Source organism: Hoeflea marina (assembly GCF_003182275.1).
Lineage (GTDB): Bacteria > Pseudomonadota > Alphaproteobacteria > Rhizobiales > Rhizobiaceae > Hoeflea > Hoeflea marina.
On record NZ_QGTR01000002.1, the window covers coordinates 1,006,147 to 1,026,206 of the forward strand.

Annotated in this window: 18 protein-coding genes; 5 read left to right on the top strand and 13 right to left on the bottom strand. The window is 65.2% G+C overall.

From position 1 onward, the window contains the following. Positions 1-154: 154 nt before the first annotated feature. Together DFR52_RS11155 and DFR52_RS24265 are read left to right on the top strand one after the other, a co-directional pair. Positions 155-1,254, top strand: a protein-coding gene (locus tag DFR52_RS11155) for an IS3 family transposase (protein ID WP_110031971.1) whose coding sequence is annotated in 2 segments (ribosomal slippage) — positions 155-407 and positions 407-1,254 — 1,101 coding nt in all. Because the reading frame shifts where the segments join, the coding sequence is not laid out codon by codon here. 91 nt (positions 1,255-1,345) lie between these two features. Further along, positions 1,346-1,873, top strand: coding sequence for a hypothetical protein (locus tag DFR52_RS24265; protein ID WP_146215597.1), 528 nt, complete (start codon positions 1,346-1,348; stop codon positions 1,871-1,873). Between the two features lie 513 nt (positions 1,874-2,386). Here DFR52_RS24265 and rsmA read toward each other — a convergent pair. The 6 genes from rsmA to DFR52_RS11185 all read right to left on the bottom strand — a co-directional run bounded on the left by rsmA (position 2,387) and on the right by DFR52_RS11185 (position 10,224). Continuing rightward, positions 2,387-3,217 carry a 16S rRNA (adenine(1518)-N(6)/adenine(1519)-N(6))-dimethyltransferase RsmA gene (rsmA, locus tag DFR52_RS11160; protein WP_110031972.1) on the bottom strand — a complete coding sequence of 277 codons (831 nt, stop codon included), beginning with the start codon at positions 3,215-3,217 and terminating at the stop codon, positions 2,387-2,389. Beyond that, complete coding sequence (gene pdxA, locus DFR52_RS11165) at positions 3,214-4,266, bottom strand: 4-hydroxythreonine-4-phosphate dehydrogenase PdxA (protein ID WP_110031973.1); 1,053 nt, start codon at positions 4,264-4,266, stop codon at positions 3,214-3,216. Before pdxA ends, rsmA begins: the two co-directional genes overlap by 4 nt. Positions 4,267-4,279: 13 nt before the next feature. Further along, positions 4,280-5,221, bottom strand: a complete 942-nt coding sequence (locus tag DFR52_RS11170; RefSeq protein WP_110031974.1) for a SurA N-terminal domain-containing protein — start codon at positions 5,219-5,221, stop codon at positions 4,280-4,282. A 391-nt stretch (positions 5,222-5,612) separates the two neighbouring features. After that, positions 5,613-7,946 carry an LPS-assembly protein LptD gene (locus DFR52_RS11175; RefSeq protein WP_110031975.1) on the bottom strand — a complete coding sequence of 778 codons (2,334 nt, stop codon included), beginning with the start codon at positions 7,944-7,946 and terminating at the stop codon, positions 5,613-5,615. After that, a complete protein-coding gene (gene lptG / locus DFR52_RS11180; protein ID WP_110031976.1) occupies positions 7,946-9,040 on the bottom strand; it encodes an LPS export ABC transporter permease LptG in 1,095 nt (364 codons plus the stop codon). Before lptG ends, DFR52_RS11175 begins: the two co-directional genes overlap by 1 nt. Next, positions 9,037-10,224: an LptF/LptG family permease gene (locus DFR52_RS11185; protein WP_158284934.1), complete on the bottom strand. Its 1,188-nt coding sequence runs from the start codon at positions 10,222-10,224 to the stop codon at positions 9,037-9,039. The genes lptG and DFR52_RS11185 overlap by 4 nt, the downstream gene beginning before the upstream one ends. Before the next feature lie 273 nt (positions 10,225-10,497). On the opposite strand from DFR52_RS11185, the gene DFR52_RS11190 reads away from it, so the two are divergent. The 3 genes from DFR52_RS11190 to DFR52_RS11200 all read left to right on the top strand — a co-directional run bounded on the left by DFR52_RS11190 (position 10,498) and on the right by DFR52_RS11200 (position 12,764). Continuing rightward, entirely contained in the window at positions 10,498-11,979 is a 1,482-nt protein-coding gene (locus DFR52_RS11190; RefSeq protein WP_110031978.1) for a leucyl aminopeptidase, read from the top strand. Positions 11,980-11,996: 17 nt separating this feature from the next. Continuing rightward, complete coding sequence (locus DFR52_RS11195; RefSeq protein ID WP_110031979.1) at positions 11,997-12,458, top strand: DNA polymerase III subunit chi; 462 nt, start codon at positions 11,997-11,999, stop codon at positions 12,456-12,458. A 114-nt stretch (positions 12,459-12,572) separates the two neighbouring features. Further along, positions 12,573-12,764: a hypothetical protein gene (locus DFR52_RS11200; RefSeq protein WP_110031980.1), complete on the top strand. Its 192-nt coding sequence runs from the start codon at positions 12,573-12,575 to the stop codon at positions 12,762-12,764. Between the two features lie 33 nt (positions 12,765-12,797). Here the strand turns inward: DFR52_RS11200 and DFR52_RS11205 are convergent, their stop codons facing one another. The 7 genes from DFR52_RS11205 to DFR52_RS11235 form a co-directional block, all read right to left on the bottom strand. Then, entirely contained in the window at positions 12,798-13,262 is a 465-nt protein-coding gene (locus tag DFR52_RS11205) for an RES family NAD+ phosphorylase (protein WP_210205816.1), read from the bottom strand. Between the two features lie 25 nt (positions 13,263-13,287). Further along, positions 13,288-13,758 (bottom strand): antitoxin Xre/MbcA/ParS toxin-binding domain-containing protein, encoded by a 471-nt coding sequence (locus DFR52_RS11210; RefSeq protein WP_110031982.1) that lies wholly within the window; start codon positions 13,756-13,758, stop codon positions 13,288-13,290. 141 nt (positions 13,759-13,899) lie between these two features. Then, positions 13,900-15,789 (bottom strand): ABC-F family ATP-binding cassette domain-containing protein, encoded by a 1,890-nt coding sequence (locus DFR52_RS11215; RefSeq protein WP_110031983.1) that lies wholly within the window; start codon positions 15,787-15,789, stop codon positions 13,900-13,902. Between the two features lie 141 nt (positions 15,790-15,930). After that, positions 15,931-16,944: a zinc-binding alcohol dehydrogenase family protein gene (locus DFR52_RS11220; protein ID WP_110032091.1), complete on the bottom strand. Its 1,014-nt coding sequence runs from the start codon at positions 16,942-16,944 to the stop codon at positions 15,931-15,933. A 138-nt stretch (positions 16,945-17,082) separates the two neighbouring features. Beyond that, a complete protein-coding gene (locus tag DFR52_RS11225) occupies positions 17,083-18,000 on the bottom strand; it encodes a sugar ABC transporter substrate-binding protein (RefSeq protein WP_110031984.1) in 918 nt (305 codons plus the stop codon). Between the two features lie 101 nt (positions 18,001-18,101). Further along, positions 18,102-18,875: an ATP-binding cassette domain-containing protein gene (locus DFR52_RS11230; RefSeq protein ID WP_110031985.1), complete on the bottom strand. Its 774-nt coding sequence runs from the start codon at positions 18,873-18,875 to the stop codon at positions 18,102-18,104. Continuing rightward, positions 18,872-19,918, bottom strand: coding sequence for an ABC transporter permease (locus DFR52_RS11235; protein ID WP_110031986.1), 1,047 nt, complete (start codon positions 19,916-19,918; stop codon positions 18,872-18,874). Before DFR52_RS11235 ends, DFR52_RS11230 begins: the two co-directional genes overlap by 4 nt. Positions 19,919-20,060: the final 142 nt, after the last annotated feature.

Sequence of the window (20,060 nt, forward strand, 5' to 3'; positions counted from 1 at the left end):
CGAGTTGTCTGGACCGAACAGAATGTCTTATTCGGCGAGTTTGCGCACAATGGCTCCGAACAGAAATCAGTCAGTGGCCTATTGCCGATCTGAGCTGAGCCCCTGAACTTCCTCCAAATTTTGGTAGAGTTCGTCACGACAAGGAGACGGACGGATGAAGCGTTCACGGTTCACAGAAGAACAGATTATCGGGATATTGAGGGAGCAGGAGGCGGGTATGCCAACTGCTGAGGTTTGCCGCAAGCATGGGATCAGCGGTGCGACCTTCTATAAATACAAGGCCAAATATGGTGGCATGGATGTTTCCGACGCCCGCAAGCTGAAGGCTCTGGAAGATGAGAATGCCAAGCTGAAGAAGCTGTTGGCTGAGACCATGCTGGATGTTGCCATTTTGAAGGATGTCGCTTCAAAAAAATGGTGACGCCCGATGCGAAGCGGGATGCGGTGGCTCACGTCTGTGCGCAGCATGGGGTGAGCCAGCGTCGGGCGTGCGAGGTGTTGTCTGTGGACCGGTCAAGCATGCGTTACCGCAGCGTTCGGCCTGACGATGCATCCATTCGTGAGGCGATGAAGAAGGTGGCGTCCGAGCGCCGCCGCTTCGGCTATCGCCGCATCCACGTCATGCTGGACCGGCAGGGGATCGTCATGAACCTGAAGAAGCTCAGGCGTCTCTATCGGGAGGAGAAGCTGACCGTGCGCAAGCGCGGCGGCAGGAAGCGGGCCTTGGGAACGAGGCGTCCCCTGGCACTGCCCTCGCGCCCCAATGAGCGCTGGAGCCTGGACTTCGTCAGCGATGCCTTCACGGACGGCCGACGCTTCCGTGTTCTGGCCGTCGTCGATGACTTCACCCGCGAATGCCTGTGCCTGGTCGCCGATACGTCCCTGTCGGGCGCTCGGCTTGCCCGCGAGCTGGACAGTCTGATCGCCAGCCGGGGAAAGCCGAAGACGATCGTCTCCGACAACGGCACCGAGATGACCAGCATGGCCATCCTCAAATGGTGCCAGGAGACAAAGGTCGAATGGCACTACATCGCCCCCGGCAAGCCGATGCAGAACGGCTTCATCGAAAGCTTCAACGGCAGCTTCCGCGACGAGTGCCTCAACGAGACGCTGTTCTCGTCGCTCACTCAGGCCCGCGCCGCCATCACCGCATGGAAGGAGGATTACAATAGGAACAGACCCCATTCATCGCTGGGCAACCTCACCCCCAGTGAGTTCGCTATGAAAATGGCTATGGAAAAACAGGCCGCATGAGGCCAGATTAGAAACCCAAGACTCTCCTGAAAACTGGAGGGAAGATGGGTCTCAGGTCAATCACACTGGTCCGATTTTTGAAAGAAACTCAATGCATTCGGAAGTAAATGAAAAAGAGCGTAAAAAAGACTTTGTTCTCGAAGAGTGGAAAGTCGTGCGTGATCAAATGCACATATTGTTAAAAGCTATATGGCAGTTAGAAATGGCCACAATCGGTGGTGTTGCTGCGTATTATGCCTGGTTGTTCTCAATCAATGGCCCGGAAACTGATAATCAATGGCTGGCAGGGGGTACAGTGTTGCTGCCTTTCTTTTTCATTGTGGGAATAATTTTTAGGCTAAAGATCGAATATTCGATAATAATGCGTTTAGGTCAGTACAGCGCAAAGGCTGAATTGTTTTTTTACAAAGGTGAACTTTTCTCAGATTTACAAGGCTGGCAGCATTTTATTGACTGCAATTCGCCAGATAGCATTCCTCGACGTGAAGTATGGAAACGTTATAGTCATACATTCTACTTCTTTTCCGGGGCAGCCGTATTAACTCTCATTGTAGCTCTGCTGAAGACAGGTTACTTTCAGCTTTTTTTATCTAAGGTGCTCATTGCCTTTTACTGTTAACCGCTGCGCCACAATTGTGCTATTCAAATTTTGCTAAGGCTTTGGCTCCTCGCAAAAAACCCTTCAGTTCGCGACGATTACGGGGCAGAAAACGCTCCAATTTAGGTGTTTGAAATCGCCGAGAAACCGGACGTATGGTTCAACCTAGAAAGGCAATGTTTGCACCTCGGTTTACCCCGGTAATCCCCCCAGTTTGGCTTTTTCCCATCCGTTCTCCTTACCCCGGATCGAGCTTGAGCAACTGACGGTCAAGCCGCCCGCCATCGAGAGCCGCGGCGGTCGGAACCGCAACAGTCTGCGCCACCAAGATGGCCATTGCCGAACATTTCAACCGCAATTCCGAGCTTCTCCTCCGTGCCGGGAGCATCCTTTACGTCGTTTGTGACGTTTTTGCGAATCCGCGATCCGCTTTCGGTTGATCGAATGCCCAGGTCATCGCGAATCGGGGGCTCTCCGCCCGAAGGGATGCAGAGGCGCGTCGGACGCCGACGATCGGCGCTTGAACGGTTTCTCTCAGACTTCGCGCGCCAGCGCGCAGAACTCGGCCACGCTCAGCGTCTCGGCGCGGCGGGCCGAATCGATGCCGACGCGGTCGAGCAGCGCTTCCCCGCCGAGCGGCTTGAGGCTCTGGCGCAGCATCTTGCGGCGCTGGCCGAATGCGGCCTGGGTGACGCGTTCCAGCGCCGCCAGGTCGCATTCGATCGGGTCCGCGCGCGGTTCCAGCTGCACCACTGTCGAGGTCACCTTCGGCGGCGGCGTGAAGGCCTGCGGCGGCACGTCGAACATCATTGCCGATTGCGTGAGCCAGCCGGCCAGCACGCCGAGCCGGCCGTAGTGATCGGAATCTGGCTCGGCCACGATGCGCAGGCCGACCTCGCGCTGGAACATAAGCGTCATCGAGGTCCAGAACGGGTTCCGAGGGTCGGCGGTGAGCCAGTTGATCAGGAGCTGCGTGCCGATATTGTAGGGGAGGTTGGCGACGATCTTGGCGGGCTTGCCGCCGGCGAGTTCAGCGAGATCGACCTTCAGCGCATCGGCCTCGATCACCTCGAGCCGGCCCGGATAGTGGGCGCCGATCTCGGCCAGGATCGGCAGCGCGCGCGGATCGCGCTCGATGGCCACGACCCGCGTCGCTCCCAGCGACAGGAGCGCCCGCGTCAGGCCGCCCGGGCCGGGGCCGATCTCGAAGACGGTGAAGCCCTCGAGCTGGCCGGCGGTGCGGGCGATCTTCTGGGTCAGATTGAGGTCGAAGAGGAAGTTCTGCCCCAGTGCCCGGCGCGGGTCGAGGCCATGTCTGGCGACCACGTCGCGCAGCGGCGGCAGGCCGTCGAAGGAAAGACTCATCGCGACATCGATTCGGCGCGCGCGGTCCCGGCCAGGGCGGCTTCGGTGCCGGCCATCCGGTCGGCCAGACGCAGCGCCGCAATCAGGCTGTCGGGACGGGCAACCCCCTTGCCGGCGAGCGTGAAGGCGGTGCCGTGATCGGGGGAGGTGCGGATGAAGGGCAGTCCGAGCGTGACATTGACGCTGTCGTGGAAGCCGAGAGCCTTGGCCGGGATCAGCGCCTGGTCGTGATACATGCAGACGGCCGCGTCGTAGCCGGCGCGCGCCTCCTCGTGGAACATGGTGTCGGCGGGCAGCGGGCCGACGGCGTCGATGCCGAGCGCCTGCAGCTGCCGCACCGCCGGTGCGATGATGCTGTCGTCCTCGCCGCCGAGCGTGCCGCTTTCGCCCGCATGCGGGTTGAGCCCCGAGATCGCCAGCCGCGGCGCTTCTATGCCGAAGCGGCGGTTGAGGTCTGCCGCGATGATCCGCCCGGTTTGCACAATCGCCTCGGTGGTCAGCGCCAGCGGCACCTGAGAGAGCGGAATATGGATGGTGACCGGGGCCACGCGCAGATGCGGGCCAGCCAGCAGCATCACCGGCGTCACCTTCGCGCCGGCATGTTCCTCAGCGAGCGCCGCGAGATATTCGGTATGGCCGGGGAAGCCGAAGCCTGCGGCATAGAGCACGGACTTGGCTATCGGGCTGGTGACCAGCGCCCGGGCCCGGCCGGCCATGACCAGCTCGACGGACTGGCGGATGGCGCCGATGATGGCCTGGCCGTTGGCGCTGTCGGGCGAACCGGGAACCGGATCGACGGCGCAGCGCGCGACCACCACGGGCAGGGCGGCGCCGAAGCGGCCGGCGGCCTGCTCCGGCGTGGCCTCCTCGATCGGAACCGCCAGGCCGAGAAGCTCGGCCCGGGCGGCCAGCGCGTCGGGATCTCCGACCAGGAAGAAGGCGGGAATGTCGCCTCCCGCCTGCGCCAGCCAGGCGGCCAGGCACAGGTCGAGGCCGATGCCGGCGGGATCACCCATGCTGACCGCCAGGGCGCTACGCGGTGCGGTCATGGAGATGTCCTGTTCAGCGGTTGGCGATGACGGCGCGCTTGCGAAGATCCTCGAGGAAATCCTTCGAGTTCTGGCTCTCGTCCGTTTCGGTGTTCTCGGCGCGGAAGACCATTTCGGCGGCAACGTCGTCCGACACGGTCTTGGTCGAGCACACGCCGATGAATTCGATGCCGCGATCGGTCACGCGCGCCGTCGTGGCCTGGCCGGCCTTCGTCTTCTCGATCAGCGGCTTCCAGTCCGGCGGCAGTTGCGGCTGCAGGAAACGGCCGAGTTCGCGGACGGTGACGTCACGCAGGCTGACCGCCACCTCGCGGGTGCCCTCGCAACCCGAATAGCGTCCGCGCAGCTGGTCGGCTTCGCGCTTGCGCGCGGCGATCATCGAGTTGGAGCGCTTGGCGGCGGGCACGACAAAGATCACCTGCTGCAGGATATATTCCGTGGTCGAGGGCTTTTCGCCGCCGCTTTCGAGCATCTTGGCCACCAGATCGGCGCCGCTCATCTTGCCGCCGCCACCGCCGTAGCGAGCCTGGACGACGCGCGGCCAGCTCATCTGCACGCGGATGAAGTTCTTGAAGTGTCCCGCCGTCACGCCGGCCTGGGCCAGCACCTGGGACATCTGCTTGCCGGTCATCTTGTTGCTGTTGGCAAAGCGGTCGAAGGAGGCGTCGACCTGGGCATCGGGCACGATGGCGCCGAGACGCCTGGCTTCCTGCAGCTTCAGGGCCTCGTCGACCAGCTGCTTCCTGGCCATTTCGGTGGAAGCGCCCTTGGCGCGCTGCAGCCGCAGGAACGCGACGCGGCGGGCGATGTCGACGCTGGTGATCGCCTGGTTGTTGACGATGATCTTGATTTCACTTGCCGCAAAGGCCGGCGATTGCGTGGCCGGGGCTGCGAGCAGGGCCAGAACTGTCGCCGCCGCGAGCCCGGTGATGCGGAATGTCGCAAATATCTTCATGCCTCTGGTCCTTTTCGTTCCAATGCCATTGGATCTCGATCGCATGCAGGCTGCCCCCAGGCGGCAAAGCGAACATCTGCCACGCCTCTTCACCTACCTTGCATCCTTCCGGCTTTCAATGCGCCGGGCGGATTCTGTCGCAGATCGATGATCGGGTGTTCTTGCCCGATCCTTGCGGCAAAAGCATGACCCTGATGCATGTCGCCCGAAAGTGTGCGGCGGTTTCGGGATTACGACATGCATAATTAGAAAGAGCAGAAGCGCATCGCGTGAATCCGAATTCTGGCGATGCGCTTCTGCGCGAGGCCGCCCGCCCATGTCGGATACGTCCGGAGCAGGTCCGGACGTAGTGAGTTTGAATTCGCCGCCGGCCATGCGGCAATCCCGGAACCTAGAACAGGTTTTCATCCACGGTGGAGTAATTGATGTCGCCGAGCGTCCGGAAGCTCAGGCGCGCGGCGATGCTCCAGTCGCGGGTCTCGGGCTTGTTGTCGTCGAGCAGCCGCTGATAGCTGATGGCGAATTCGACGCATTCGTCGCCATAGGCAAGGCCGACGCCGGAGCGGTAGAATTTCTGCCTCTCGAGGTCGTAGCTGGCGGCCCCCGAGACGCTCCAGTTTTCCGTGAACCGCAGTGTTGCCGCGCCCTTGAGCTCGCGGCGGTCCTGGGTGGCACCGTAGCCTTTCTGGGCGGCGACGTCGGAATAGGTGAATGTTCCCGAAAACGGCCCCCGGGCAAGCCCGGCGGTCAGGTCGCCGCGCTTGAGCGACAAGCCCTCGTTGTCGAAGCGGCCCGAACCGGACAGGGTGATGCCCGCGGGCGAGGTGACGCCGGCCATCGCCACGAAGTCCGATGCGCGCGATTCAAGGCCCGAATCGAGCCCGGCCCCGACCAGATCGGTGGTGGTGAACGAGTTGAGGCCGGCCAGGTGATAGGACTGGCCGAAGGTGGCGAAGGTGGTCATGCCGTTGGAGTAGCTGCCGGTGTAGCGCACGCCGACATTGGCCCGGGTGCCGCCCTCGATGCGGTCGTAGCCGGAAAACTTGTCGCGATCGAACAGGCTGGTGGTGTCGAAGACGAAGCTCTGCGCGTCCTCGTTGGGCAGGCCGCCGGACAGTTGCTCGTTGGGGCGGACGAAGACCTGTGCGATCGGCTCGATCACATGGGTCGAGTTCGCCGTGGTCATCAGGATCGGATAGCTGGCCTCCAGCCCCGCGGTGACCATGCCGCGGCCGGTCGAGCCATTGGATTCCAAGCCGGAATAGGTGCCACTCGGTCCTGTCAGGTCGAGATAATTGCCATCGGCGCGCGCCGCCAACAACGTCGTCAGCCGCAGGCCCTGGGCCGTCGTGAAGGTCCGCTTCCACTCGAGTTCCGCGGTCAGTCGGGCGCTTTCGCCCTCGAGCCCGGGATAGCGTTCCAGCACACCAAGCCGATCCTCGTTCTCCCGCGACAGGTTCTGCACATTGACGTTGAGCGCCAGTTCGCCGCCGGCCACCGACCGGGGGGAGATGCGGTTGTAGTCCAGCACCGGATAGACCAGCGCCTGCTCCTTGTCCTGAGTGCTGTCGATCCAATCATCCTGCACGTCGAATTTGTAGGCGCGCAGATCGAAGAAGCTGCGGTTGGCAAGCCCGGTGAGATAGACCTCGGATGTGTGGCGGACATCGCCATAGCCTTGCAGCCCGTAGGTGCGGGCGAAATTCCGGTCGCTCTGCAGCATCACGTCCCAGCCGAAGGTCCAGCGCGGATTGATCTCGAACTTGGCCTCGGAGGCGATGAAGCCGCGCTCGGTGACCGACCCGTCGACTGTGCTATAGCCTGCGCTCGCATCAAAATTGTCGGGGTTGTTCTGCGAGATCCCTGCCATCCGCAGGATGACCTCGCCGTTCTCGAACCGTTGCCGGAATTCGCCTTCGGCGAGAAACCCCTGCTTGGTGTAGCCGGTGCCGGTCACGGTCACGTCCATCGACGGCGAGATCACGTAGTAATAGGGGATGCCGGCGCCGAAGCCGAGTTCGTCGGTGACGGAAAAGCTCGGCTGCAGGAACCCGGACTTGCGCTTGGCCTGGTGGTCGGGCAGCTCCAGATAGGGCAGGAAGGCGATCGGCATGCCGAAGAGTTCGAACGTGGCGCGCTCCAGCCGGACGGTCTGGGTGACGCCGTTCTGGATCACCTTGCGCGCCTTGATCTGCCAGAACGGCGCCTTGGCCGGATTTTCCCTGCAGGGCTCGCAGGCGGTGTAGACGCCGTTGTTGAACGTCGTCTCGGTGCCGCCGCTGCGCTCGGCGCTTTCGGCGATGATGCGGGTGTTGTCCGGCGTTTCGATTCGGAGCGCGTTGACGAAGCCGTCGGAGAAATCGTCGGTGACGTCGAGATTGTCGGCATAGATGCGGTTGCCGCCCGGCTCCAGCATCTCGACCTTGCCGCTGGCGCGCACGCGGCCGGTTCTCTGGTCGTACTCGACCCGTTCGGCCACCAGCTGGTAGCCGCCGTAATCGATCTGGACGCCGCCGGTGGCGATCACCAGGCTCGAATCATGATCGTAGATCAGCTGGTCGGCGGCGAGCAGCATCTTCGCGTCCGCGGGGACGGAGACATCGAGCGGAGGCTGGGCTTGCGCCTGGGCGGCGCCGGCAAAGGCGAGGCCGATGGCGCACGCAGCCACGCCGGCGCGAAGCGCAGCGAGAAAAGCAGCCGTTTCTGACCGGCGTACTGGCGCCACTATCCGTCCTCCTTGTGGAGAAGTATTGTCGTCCCCAACGCCGACGCGACCAGCACCGGAAGCCAGGCCGCCACGAAAGGTGGGATGGTTCCGGCGTTCCCGAATGACTGGATCAGGTCGGAAACGACATAGAGCACGAAGCCCGCCAGGATTCCACCCAGAACCACCGATAAAGATTGCCCGAAGCGCACAAATTTCAGCGACACGACGGCGGCGATCAGCGTCATTGCCGCCAGCAGCGCGGGCTGGGCGATCAGGCGGTGCAATTGCATCGCATAGGCGTTGGCCGGCATGCCGTAGGACTGCGCCGCGGCGATCTTCGAGGGCAGATCGAAGAACGACACGGAATCCGGAGAAGCCAATGATTCGCCGAGGAATTCGGCCTGCAGATTGGTCAGAATGGCGAGGCTGTCGATGCGCTCGGGCTTCTCGTTGGCGCGGAAGCGGATGATGTCGGTCAGCTGCCATTCGCCTTCGGCCAGCACCACCGACTTGGCTTCCAGGCGGTCGCGCAGGTGGTTGTCGGAGTCGAAGCGGAAGAAGGTCACATTGCCGAGACGCGTGCCGCCGTCGGCGCTCTCGCGCGCGCCGATGACGGTGTCGCCCTGCTCGGTCCGCTGCCGCAGCCACGGCACCGTCTTGTCGGCGCCTTTCCGGGTCGAGCCGAGGCCCTGCTCGAGCATCATCGATTCCGCCAGCGACGTCGAATTGGCCGAGAGTGGGTTGAGCACCATGATGGAAAACAGGCCGAGCAGGAGGTTGGCCACGATCAGCGGCGCCAGGAACTGCCAGGCCGAGATGCCGGCGGCACGAACCACGACGAGCTCGTATTTGCGGTTGAGCTGGGTCAGCGTCACGATCGAGGCGATCAGCGCCACGAAGGGCAGGGCGGTCTGCATCACCATCGGCAGGCGCAGGGCCGAGAGATAGATGCCGATGGCGATCGTGTAGTTCTCCGATGCGGATATGCGGCGCGAGGATTCGTTGAAGTCGACCAGCAGGATGATGAAAAGGATCGCCGCGCTGTAGGCGAGCAGCGTGACGACATAGCGCCGGAAGAAATAGCGCCAGACAACGCCGGGATAGAGCCTCATGGCCGTCCCTCCGAGGCGGACGGGTTCTGCAGGCCGAGCCGGCGCTGGATCCAGTCGAGGAGGAACGCATTGAGCTGCGCCCAGCGCTTCGGAATTGTCAGCGTCCGGCCGGTGGCGGCAAGCAGCCCGAAGATCGCGATGGCCGCAAGCGGCGCCGCATAGGATGTGATCTCGGCCGCGGGAAGCCGTCCGGCGGAGTCCCCGGTGTAGAATCCGAGGCCGCGCAGCCCGAGCGTGATCCCGGTGACCAAGAGCACGTTCTGGACCTGCTCCTGGCGGTTGGAATGGGCCTTGCCGAGGAAGGTGAAGGCGATCAGGCCGAAGACCAGCGGATAGAGCCAGGTCGAAAAGCGGCGCACGATCTCGCTCTTCATGATGTGATTGGCGTTGACGACGAAGTAGTCGTCGGCGGGCGGGTCGAGCAGGTAGCTCGTCGGCTGTTCGTTGGGTCGCCGCACCCCGCCGCCGCTTGCCGGCAGGAACGCGGCCATGTCGAGCGCGTAGGAGCTGAAGCTGACGATCGAGATCTGGTCGCTGCCCGCGTCGCGCTGCTGCACTTCGCCGTCGGTCATGTAGAGCAGCGTGATGTCGCCGATCTTCTGCACGCTGCCGCGCTGGGCGAAATAGACCAGTTCCCGGCCCTCGGTGCGTGTGTCGGACAGGAAGATGCCGGCCAGTTCGCCGCCCGGCTTCTTCTCGTTGATCTGCACGTAGAGCCCGTCCTCGATGCGCTGGAAGGTGCCCGAGCGCACGGCGACCGAGAACAGGTCGGACTGCGCCGAGGCCATCACGCTGTACAGCTTGCGGTTGGCCCAGGGCTCGACGAAATTGCTGACCAGCAGCACGAACAGCGACAGCAGGACCGACAAGAGCAGCACCGGCTTGAGCACCGTGCGCGGGCTGGTTCCGGCGGCCTCCATCACCACGAGCTCGCTGTCGGCATTCATCCCGGAGAGCACCTGGCCGACGCCGATGAGCAGCGCGAAGGGAACCACGATCACCATCACAGACGGCACCAGCGTTCCGGCGAGCTTGAGAAACGCCGAAAGCGCCTGGCCGGTGGTCGTCAGGATATCAATCCGGAGCAGCACCTGGGTCGTCAGCACCAGCGTCGTCGCGGCGATCAGCGACCAGAAGGTCAGGGTCGCCATGCGCCGGAAGATGTATCGCTCGATCTGCTTCATATGCTCCGTCCGGCAAATGCCCCCGCGGGCCATCCGCCTTGATTAGACGCCGGTTCGGTCGCGCCACATGCCTAATGCCCGTAGCCTGTGTCAACATTGCGCCATGCCCATATGGCTTGAAATTGGATAATATGGCGCAAACAAACTCGGTTAATGCATTCTTGCCTGTGTTGCGGCGCGGCGCAATCGCCCAGATCGCGGGCCTTGCGTTCTGGGCGGAAAGCATGATGATCGCCGTTTGCCAGATCACCAGACCCGCCTTCAGGAGCAGCCATGTCCGTCACGATCGATATTTCCTTCGCCAAGACCGAAAAGGTCAAGGGCGGTCTTGCCGTCGCGCTCGGCGCTCCGGGCACTCCGGTCCCCGCCGTGATCCGGGCCATCGATCGGGCCGCAGTGCTCGACCGGGCGGTCGAGGTCGCGGGGTTCACCGGCAAGGCGTGGTCCACCGTCGAACTGCTGGCGCCCAAGGATTCGCCGGCCGACCGCATCGCGCTGGTGGGCACCGGTGATGTCTCCGCGCTGACGGCGCATGGCTGGATGCGCATCGGCGGCAAGATCTTCACGTTGCTGCGCAAGGCGGACCAGCTCACGGTGCTGCTCGGCGGCGACGAGTCCGCCGACACCGCGGCCGACATCGCGCTGGGGCTGATCATGCGCGGCTACTCGTTCGACACCTACAAGACCCGCCGGAAGGACGACGACGAGATCAGCGACCGCAAGGTCAAGGTGACCATCGTCCACACGGACGCAGCCGGCTGCAGGAAAGCCTTTGCCGATCGCCAAGCGGTGGCCGACGGCGTCAGGCTCGCCCGCGACCTGGTCAACGAGCCGGCCAACGTCCTGGGCCCGGTGGAATTCGCCGCCAAGGCCAAGGAACTCGAGGCGCTGGGCATGAAGGTGGAGATCCTCACAGAAAAGGAAATGGGCAAGCTGAAGATGGAGGCGCTGCTCGGCGTCTCGCTGGGTTCGGCGCGGCCGCCGCGCATGGCGATCATGCAGTGGAACGGCGGCAAGGCCAAGACGAAGCCCGTGGCCTTCGTCGGCAAGGGCGTGGTCTTCGACACCGGCGGCATCTCGATCAAGCCCGCCGGCGGCATGGAGGACATGAAGGGCGACATGGGCGGCGCCGCGGCCGTCATCGGCCTCATGCACGTGCTCGCCGCCCGCAAGGCCAAGGTCAATGCCGTGGGCATCATCGGCCTGGTCGAGAACATGCCTGACGGCGCCGCCCAGCGCCCGGGCGACATCGTGCGCTCGATGTCCGGCCAGACCATCGAGGTCATCAACACCGATGCCGAGGGCCGTCTCGTGCTCTGCGACGCGCTGTGGTACTGCCAGGAGCGCTTCGCGCCCACGGCGATGATCAATCTGGCGACGCTCACCGGCGCCATCCTGGTCGCGCTCGGCAACCAGCACGCCGGGCTGTTCTCCAATGACGACGCCCTGTCGGCACAGCTGACCAAGGCTGGCGAAGTGACGGAGGAACGGGTCTGGCGCATGCCGATGAGCGCCGAATACGACAAGATGATCGATTCCCGGTTCGCCGACGTCAAGAACACCGGCGGCCGCCATGCCGGCGCCATCACCGCCGCGCAGTTCCTCAAGCGCTTCGTCAAGGACACGCCCTGGGCGCATCTCGACATTGCCGGCACCGCCATGGGATCGCCGTCGACCGACGTGAACGTGTCCTGGGGCTCGGGCTTCGGCGTCCGGCTGCTCGACGAGCTGGTGCGCGCGAACTACGAAGCCTGAGCGGGGAGTCCGGGGCAATGGCCGAGGCGCTGTTCTACCATCTCACCGAATCCCGCCTGGAGGACGCCCTGCCGCCGCTTCTGGAGAAGAGCGTCGAGCGCGGCTGGATGGTCTCGGTGCATCTGGGATCGGAAGAGCGCCGCGACGCGCTGGATTCGCATCTGTGGACCTTCCGCGACGACAGTTTCCTGCCCCATGACATCGACCGCGGCCCGGCGGGGCCGGATTCGACGGCGCGCCAGCCGGTGCTGCTGACCCTGTCGGCCGACGCCGCCAACGGCTCGACGGTGCGCTTCGTCGTCGACGGCGCCGATGTGCCCGCGCTGGAGGGCTGCGAGCGGCTGGTGTTCATGTTCGACGGCCACGACCAGGGCCAGCTCGACCTCGCCCGCACCCAGTGGAAGGCGCTGAAGGCGGACGGCCATACGCTCACCTACTGGCAGCAGACGCAGGACCGGCGCTGGGAGAAGAAGGCCTGAACGAAGGCTTCACCGCGGCTCGAGCGACTCTTCCGCCCGCATACGGGTGAAGGAACCGTTTCCCTGCGGTGGCGTTGAATCCGGCGCGCGATCGTGCGCGCTGGGAGATGAGAGATGAAACCGACCACCACGCAGAATCTGGACAAGTCCGCCAAGGGCGCGAAGGCTTCCGCCGGCTTCAAGAAGGAGGCCCGCAAGGAGGAACTGGACGTCGAGGCGGCCAAGGGCTCGCACCTCAAGAAGGGCGCCGAGCGCGTCGATGAACGCGCCAAAGCGGCCAATGGCAAGGGTCCCAAGGCCAAGTAGGCTTCCGGAGGCCTCGAGCGGCGAGGGGCCCGGCTATCCGAACAGGCGGTCGTTCCACCAGATCGGCGTTTCGAGCCCTGGCCTTATCCGGGCAAAGTCCCGATGGGCGGTGTTGAAGACCAGATTTCGTTCCATCCGCGCCACCACCGATGGCACGAGCAGGACGGCCGACCGTTGCTCACCATACCACTTCTGTCCGAACTGGCGGGCTGTTGCGCCATTGGGTGACGCCCAGCCGTCGAGCAGGTCGGCATTGGCCACTTCGTAGCTCACGCCCGCCGGAACGGCGATCTCGATGAAGTGCTGGTTTTGCGGCATCTCGCCGCCGAAATGCACGAGTTTTTCGAGCCTGGCGGTGGAATAGTGCTCGGAGGCATAGACCACCGGGGACCCGGCCTCGTGCCAGCGGCCCGAAACCAGCCGGGCGCCGCCGTCGCTCCAGATCGGAAATTCTCCCAGCGGGTCGCCGATGCGGTAGACCTTGATCTGCTCGCGCAACTGCCGGGGCGCGGTCAGGCGCCGCTCACAGCGCCACGCCGGCGTCGGCGCGGCGGATCAGGTTCATCACCGCGTCAGCCCCCGCCGAGCTCGATTGCGCCATGTCGAGGGGCGACCTGCCTCCGAGCAATGCATGCGGCCGCTCGAGAAAGCGGGTCATCGCCTCGCCGTCGCCGTGGAAGCTCAGCCCCGCGGCGTCAATCACCCGGCTGACCTCGTAGAGCCGTTCGCTCATTTGGCGTGACAAGGGCTTGCTCCCCTTTCGCGCCCGCCGCAAAGTGGCCTCCGGAATCAGGGATCCGAGCACGAACGGCATGCCGACAAATCGGCCGAGCGCATCTGCCGAGGCAGGCAGCAGGCCTTCGGCGACGCGGGCGGCAAGACCGACATCGTCAAGCTGGGTCGGGGCATCAAGCCCGAGCAACGCGCCGATGCGCGCGGGCTGCGACGTCGCCATGCCGCCGCCAGTGCCGCCATAGGATTCGATCAGGGACATCGCCTTGTTCCTTACTCGTCAGATGACGGCAAAATAGGCGTCAAATGACGAACATTTGAGCGCGCGTACAGGGGCAGGGGATGTCAGGTCAACCGGCAGGCCGGACAGGATCGATCTGCGCTCGCGGAACCGGACGCTGCCTCAATTTACGGTGACGGCCTCGTCGTATTCGGCCGAAAGCCTGACCCACTCTTCCTCGACCTTGGCCAGCTCCGCGGCGCGCTCGGCGCGCTGCTTGGTCTTCTGGGTGATCTTGTAGGGCGCATCGGCGAACTGTTCGGGACTGGCGAGCTCGGCGTCGAGCGATTGAATCGCCTTGCCAAGTTTTTCCGTCAAGGCCTCGAGTTCGTTGATCTTCTTCTTCATCGGCGCGTGGCTCGAGCGCAGGTCGGCGGCCTGCCGGCGGCGGTCGGCCTTCGACATTTTCTCGCCGTCGCCCGACTTGGCCGACTTGCCGGAGTTGGACCCGCCGCCGACGACCTGCTGGCGGTAGTCCTCGAGGTCGCCGTCGAAGACGGAGACAGTGCCGTCCTTGACGATCCACAGCCGATCGACGGTGGCCTCGATCAGATGGCGGTCATGGCTGATGAGGATGACGGCGCCGGGGAAATCGTTGAGCGCCCGGATCAGCGCCGCGCGGCTGTCGATATCGAGATGGTTGGTCGGCTCATCGAGGATCATCAGGTTGGGCGCGTGGAAGGCCGACAGGCCCATCAGGAGCCGCGCCTTCTCGCCGCCGGAGAGGTCCTTGGCCGGCGTGTTCATCTTCTCGGCGGTGAGCCCCATCTGCGCGACGCGGGCACGCACGCGGGCCTCCGGCACGTCCGGCATCAGCGCGCGAACATGGGCGACGGCGGATTCGCCGGGGATCAGGTCGTCCATCTGGTGCTGGGCGAAGAAGCCGGTCTTGAGCTGCGGCGCGATCCTGAGATTGCCGCCCTCGGCCTCCAGCCGTCCGGCAATGAACTTGGCGAAGGTCGACTTGCCGTTGCCGTTCGAGCCGAGCAACGCGATGCGGTCGTCGGCGTCGATCCGGAGGTCGAGCCGGGTCAGGATCGGCGATCCCGGCGTGTAGCCGACCGAACCGCCCTCGATGGCGATGATCGGCGAGGCGACGCCGCGGTCGGGCCGCGGGAAGGAGAAGCCGCGGACATTGTTCTCGATGACGGCGTCGACCGTGCCCATGCGCTCGAGCGCCTTGATGCGCGACTGCGCCTGGCGGGCCTTCGAGGCCTTGGCGCGGAAGCGTTCGACGAACTCCTCCATGTGCTTGCGGGCGGCAAGGCTCTTTTCGCGCGCCTTGGTCTGGTGCTCGTCGCGCTCGGCCTTCTGGCGCTCGAACTGGTCGAAGCCGCCGCGATAGAAGGTGAGCTTCTTCTGGTCGAGATGCACGATGGCGTTGGCGGCCGTGTTCAGGAGGTCGCGGTCATGGCTGATGATCAGCACGGTGTGCGGGTAGCGGCGGATATAGTCCTCCAGCCACAGCGTGCCCTCGAGATCGAGATAGTTGGTCGGCTCGTCGAGCAGCAGCAGGTCGGGCTCGGAAAACAGCACCGAGGCCAGCGCCACGCGCATGCGCCAGCCGCCGGAGAAGGACGAGGCCGGGCGCTGCTGCGCCGCCTGGTCGAAGCCGAGGCCGGCAAGGATCGAGGCGGCGCGGGCTTCGGCCGAATGGGCGTCGATGTCGACCAGCCGCATCTGGATCTCGGCGATGCGCGAGGGGTCGGTGGCGGTTTCCGCCTCCGCCATCAGCCGGCTGCGCTCAAGGTCGGCGCGCAGCACGATCTCGACCAGCGAGGTTTCCTCCGACGGCGCTTCCTGCGCCACCTGGCCGATGCGGGTCTGCTTCGGAATCGAGGTGTGGCCGGTCTCGGTCGCCATCTCGCCGGTGATGATCTTGAACAGCGTCGACTTGCCCGCGCCGTTGGGACCGACAAGGCCGGCTTTGATGCCGGCTGGCAGCGCCAGCGAGGCATTGTCGATCAACAGGCGTCCGGCGATACGGGCGGAGAGGTTTGTTATGGTCAGCATGCCCGCGCTTCTGGCCTCAATCGGCCGGATTTGCAAGGGCTTTGGTGCATTGCAGCAGATGTTGACGGTCTTGGCGGCCCGTTTGGGGCTGTTCTGTCGGCCGCAAAACGGCGGCATGGGCCGTCGGGGCAGGCCCGCGGCCTAGTCGAGCGTGATCACGGCCTTGATCAGGCCGTCCTTTTCGTGCGTCCAGCGCGGCAGGTCGGAGATGGCGCCCTTGAGATCGGTGCGGTGGGTGATGATCCGGTCGAGCGGGATTTGCCCGGCCTTGTGCGCGGCGATCACGGTGTCGAAATCGGCCCTGGTGGCGTTGCGGCTGCCGATCAGGCTCATCTCCCGCTTGTGGAATTCCGGATCGGCAAAGCTCACCGTCTCGTTGACGACGCTCACCAGGATGTAGCGACCGCCATGAGCGACGCGGAGGAAGCCGGACTGGATCGAGGCGAGGTTTCCGGTTGCGTCGAAGACGGCATCGAAGCCGTCGCCGCCGGTCAGACGGGCGATCTCCGCCGCGGCGGTTTCGCCCGCCACAATGGACTGGCAGTCGCCGACGATCGGGCAGGCTTCCGCCAGGCGGCGCGGGTCGAGATCCGTGATGTGGACGCTGGCCCCCGCGAGACGGGCGAAGATCGCCGTTCCAAGCCCGATCGGGCCGGCGCCGGCGACGAGAACCCGGTCGCCGGGACCGATGGAGCCGCGCCGGACAGCGTGTGCGCCGATTGCCAGGAACTCCACCGTTGCGCAGGCATCGAGCGACAGTCCGCCCGCTGCGAGAACATTCCGTTCGGGGATCGACAGTTCTTCGCACATGCCGCCGTCGCGATGCACGCCGAGAACCGCGATCGCCATGCAGCAGTTCGGTTTGCCCGTCCTGCAGGCGTGGCAGGTGCCGCAGGCGAGATAGGGATTGACGATGACGGGCTCGCCGGTGGCGAACGCGCTGCCCGCCGGCGCCTCGAGCACTTCGGCCGCCAGTTCGTGGCCCATGATCCTCGGGTAGGCGAGATAGGGATGGCTGCCCTCGAATATGTGGTAGTCGGTTCCGCAGATGCCGATCCGCCGGATCCTGAGCAGAACCTCGCCCTCGCGCCGTTGCGGTCGGGAAATCTGGCGACGCTCAAGATGCCCCGGACGGGTACACATGACACTGTTCATCAAGGACATTGCTCGTCACTTCCTGGCTGAGGCGGGGCTGATGCGACGGCATGTGAGCCGATCGGGGCAGGGTGCGCAAGCCCCGTTGCGCGGGAGGCCGGCGGCGGACCGCCGACCCCCTTGTCGTGCATGCCCGGACTACTGGAAGTCCTTCACATTTTCGGCGGTGACCAGCCCGGCCCCGGTATCAACCAGTTCCTCGACGCTTTCGCCCCGTATCGCCTTGACCAGCGAATCGACGCCCAGCTCGCCCATCTTGGCCGGGTACTGTGCCACGGTGGCGTCCTCCTGGCCGGAGACCACCTTGTCGAGTTCGCCGCAGCAGGCGTCGAAGCCGACCATGACGATGGCGTCATTGGCGATGCCGGCATTCTCGATCGCCTGGGTGGCGCCCACCGCCGGAGGGCCGCAGGCGGCGTAGATCGCCTTGAGGTCGGGATTGGCCGTCAGTATGTCCTCGGCGACCGAGACGCCGAGTTCCTGGGTGCAATTGGTGCCGCCGCGGCCGACCACCTCGACGGCCACGCCTTCGAGACCCTTGAGCATGCCGGTCACCCGGTCGTCGAGCGCCGGCACCCCGGGCACCCCTTCGAGAATGCCGATCTTGTCGCCATCCTTGAGCACGCCCTTGAGATAGGTGCCGGCGATCATCCCGGCATTGTAGTTGTTGGTCGTGGCCAGCGCCGTCTTGCCGGTCCAGCCCGGGATGTCGTTGTCCATCAGCACGATCTTGGCGCCGGCCGCGATCGCCTTGTCGAGCGCCGGAGCCACCGTCGGGTCGACCGGGGTGATGGCGATGCCCTGGACGCCCTGCGTGACCATGGATTCGATGAGCGCGATCTGGCCCTCGATGTCGGTGCCCGACTGGCCCTGGCCGTAGACGATCTCCACGTCTGGATGCGCCTCGGCATAGGCCTTGGCGGCGTTTTCCATGGTGGAATAGAATTCGACCGGGAACTTGGTGATGAACCCGATCTTCACCGGGTCGGCGAATGCGGGGGAACTCAACGTCCCCACGATCGCCAGTCCTCCCAGAAGCTTGATGTATCTTCGCATGTTCACTCCTCCAGATTTGGCCGGCGTTTTCGCCGGTCCTCGTGTGCGTCCCGGAAGACTCCGGTTCGCGACCTCCTCCCGCCGCCCCGGGCGGCTTCGCCTCAGGCACCGACGATCATCGAGATCAGATCGTGCTGGTTCGCCTTCGTCGGTATCAACTCGCCGACCTTGCGCCCCTGCCGCAAAACCACGGCCAGGCTCGCCAGTTCGGTGACATGTTCCATGTTGTGGGTGATCAGGATGACGGCGTTGCCCTCGTCGCGGAGCTGGGCGATCAGGTCGAGCACCTTGCGCGATTCGCGCAGGCCCAGCGCCGCCGTCGGCTCGTCGAGGATCACCACCTTGCGCGCGAACACCGAGGCCCGCGCCACTGCCACCGCCTGGCGCTGGCCGCCCGACATCAGCGCCACGGTGGCGCCGGCGCCGGGCAGCGACACCTTGAGCCGCTCCAGCACCTCGCCGGTGACGCTTTCCATCTCGCGCCGGCGCATGAAGCGCATGCCGGCCGGCAGCCAGGACGGAAAGGCGATCTCGCGGCCGGCGTAGAAATTCTGCGCCGGCGTCAGATTGTCGAACAGCGCCAGGTCCTGGTAGACAGTCTCGATGCCGGCCTCGCGGGCGTCGCCCGGCGACCGGAGCAGCGTAAGCGCGCCGTCGAGCCAGATGCTGCCCTCGTCGATCTGGTGGACGCCGCTGATGCACTTGATCAGCGTCGACTTGCCCGCGCCGTTGTCGCCCAGAAGCGCCAGCACATGGCCGCGGCGGGCCTGGATCGAGACGTTGTCGAGCGCCAGAACGGGGCCGAAGCGCTTGGTGGCGTTGCGCACGTCGAGCACGACATCGGTGGAGCGGGACACGGCGAAGGCCCTGGTCATGACTGGCCAGCTGCCTGCAGCATGCGCATGCGGCCCTCGAGATGGTTGCGCAGCACGTCGGCCTCGACCGCGATCACGATGACCACGCCGATGACGATGAGCTGGAAGAAAATGTCGACATTGAGCAGGTTGAGCGCGTTGCGGATGACGCCGATCATGATGGCGCCGACCAGCGCGTGGCCGATATGGCCGCGGCCGCCGAGGAAGCTCGCCCCGCCGATGATGACGGCGGCAATGGTGTCGAGCTCGAGCAGGTTGCCGAACAGCGGCGATCCGGCGTCGGTGCGGCCGGCGAGAAGCAGCGCGCCGAGCCCGGCGCAGAGGCCGGAAATCACATAGGCCGAGATCAGCACCGGCCTGACCGGAATGCCCATCTGCATCGCCGCTTCCGGCCTGCCGCCCACCGCGTAGAGCCAGCGGCCCCAGACCATGGTCTTCGCCATCACGGCAAACAGCGCGGCGACGCCGGCCACCACGAACAGCGAGCCCGGGATGCCGTAGGCGGAGCCGCCGCCGACGGCGCGGACAAGGTCGGGCATGCCCTGGATGGCGCGGCCATTGGCGAGTTCCAGCGCCGTGCCCTTTGCGATGCTCAGCGTCGCCAGCGTGATGATGAAGGGGTGCGGCAGCCGGCCATAGACATAGACCAGCCCGTTGACGGCGCCGACCAGCCCGCCGCTCATGATCATCGCCGCGACCGTGAGAACCGTCGAGTCCGTGCCCTTGTAGACCAGAGCCCCCACGACCGAGGCGAGCGCCAGGTTGGAGCCGACGGAGAGATCGATGCCGCGGGTGAGAATGACGATGTGCTGGCCCATGGCCACCAGCGCGATCACCGCCGTCTGCGCCAGGATGTTGCCGAGGTTGCGGCCGGTGAGAAAATAGGGCGACAGGAACCCGAGCAGGATGATGAGGGCGAAGAGGATGACCACCGGGCCGGCGCCGAGCAGCTTCAGGCTCAGGCGCACCAGGGCGGGCGAGGCGGCGCGGGAACGGCTCGCGGCGCTGCCCCTGTCCGGCGTGGCGGATGTCTTTGCGTTCATGGCTCCCCCCCCCCCCCCCCCCCCCCCCCCCCCCCCCCCCCCCCCCCCCCCCCCCCCCCCCCCCCCCCCCCCCCCCCCCCCCCCCCACCCCCCCCCCCCCCCCCCCCCCCCCCCCCCCCCCCCCCCCCCCCCCCCCCCCCCC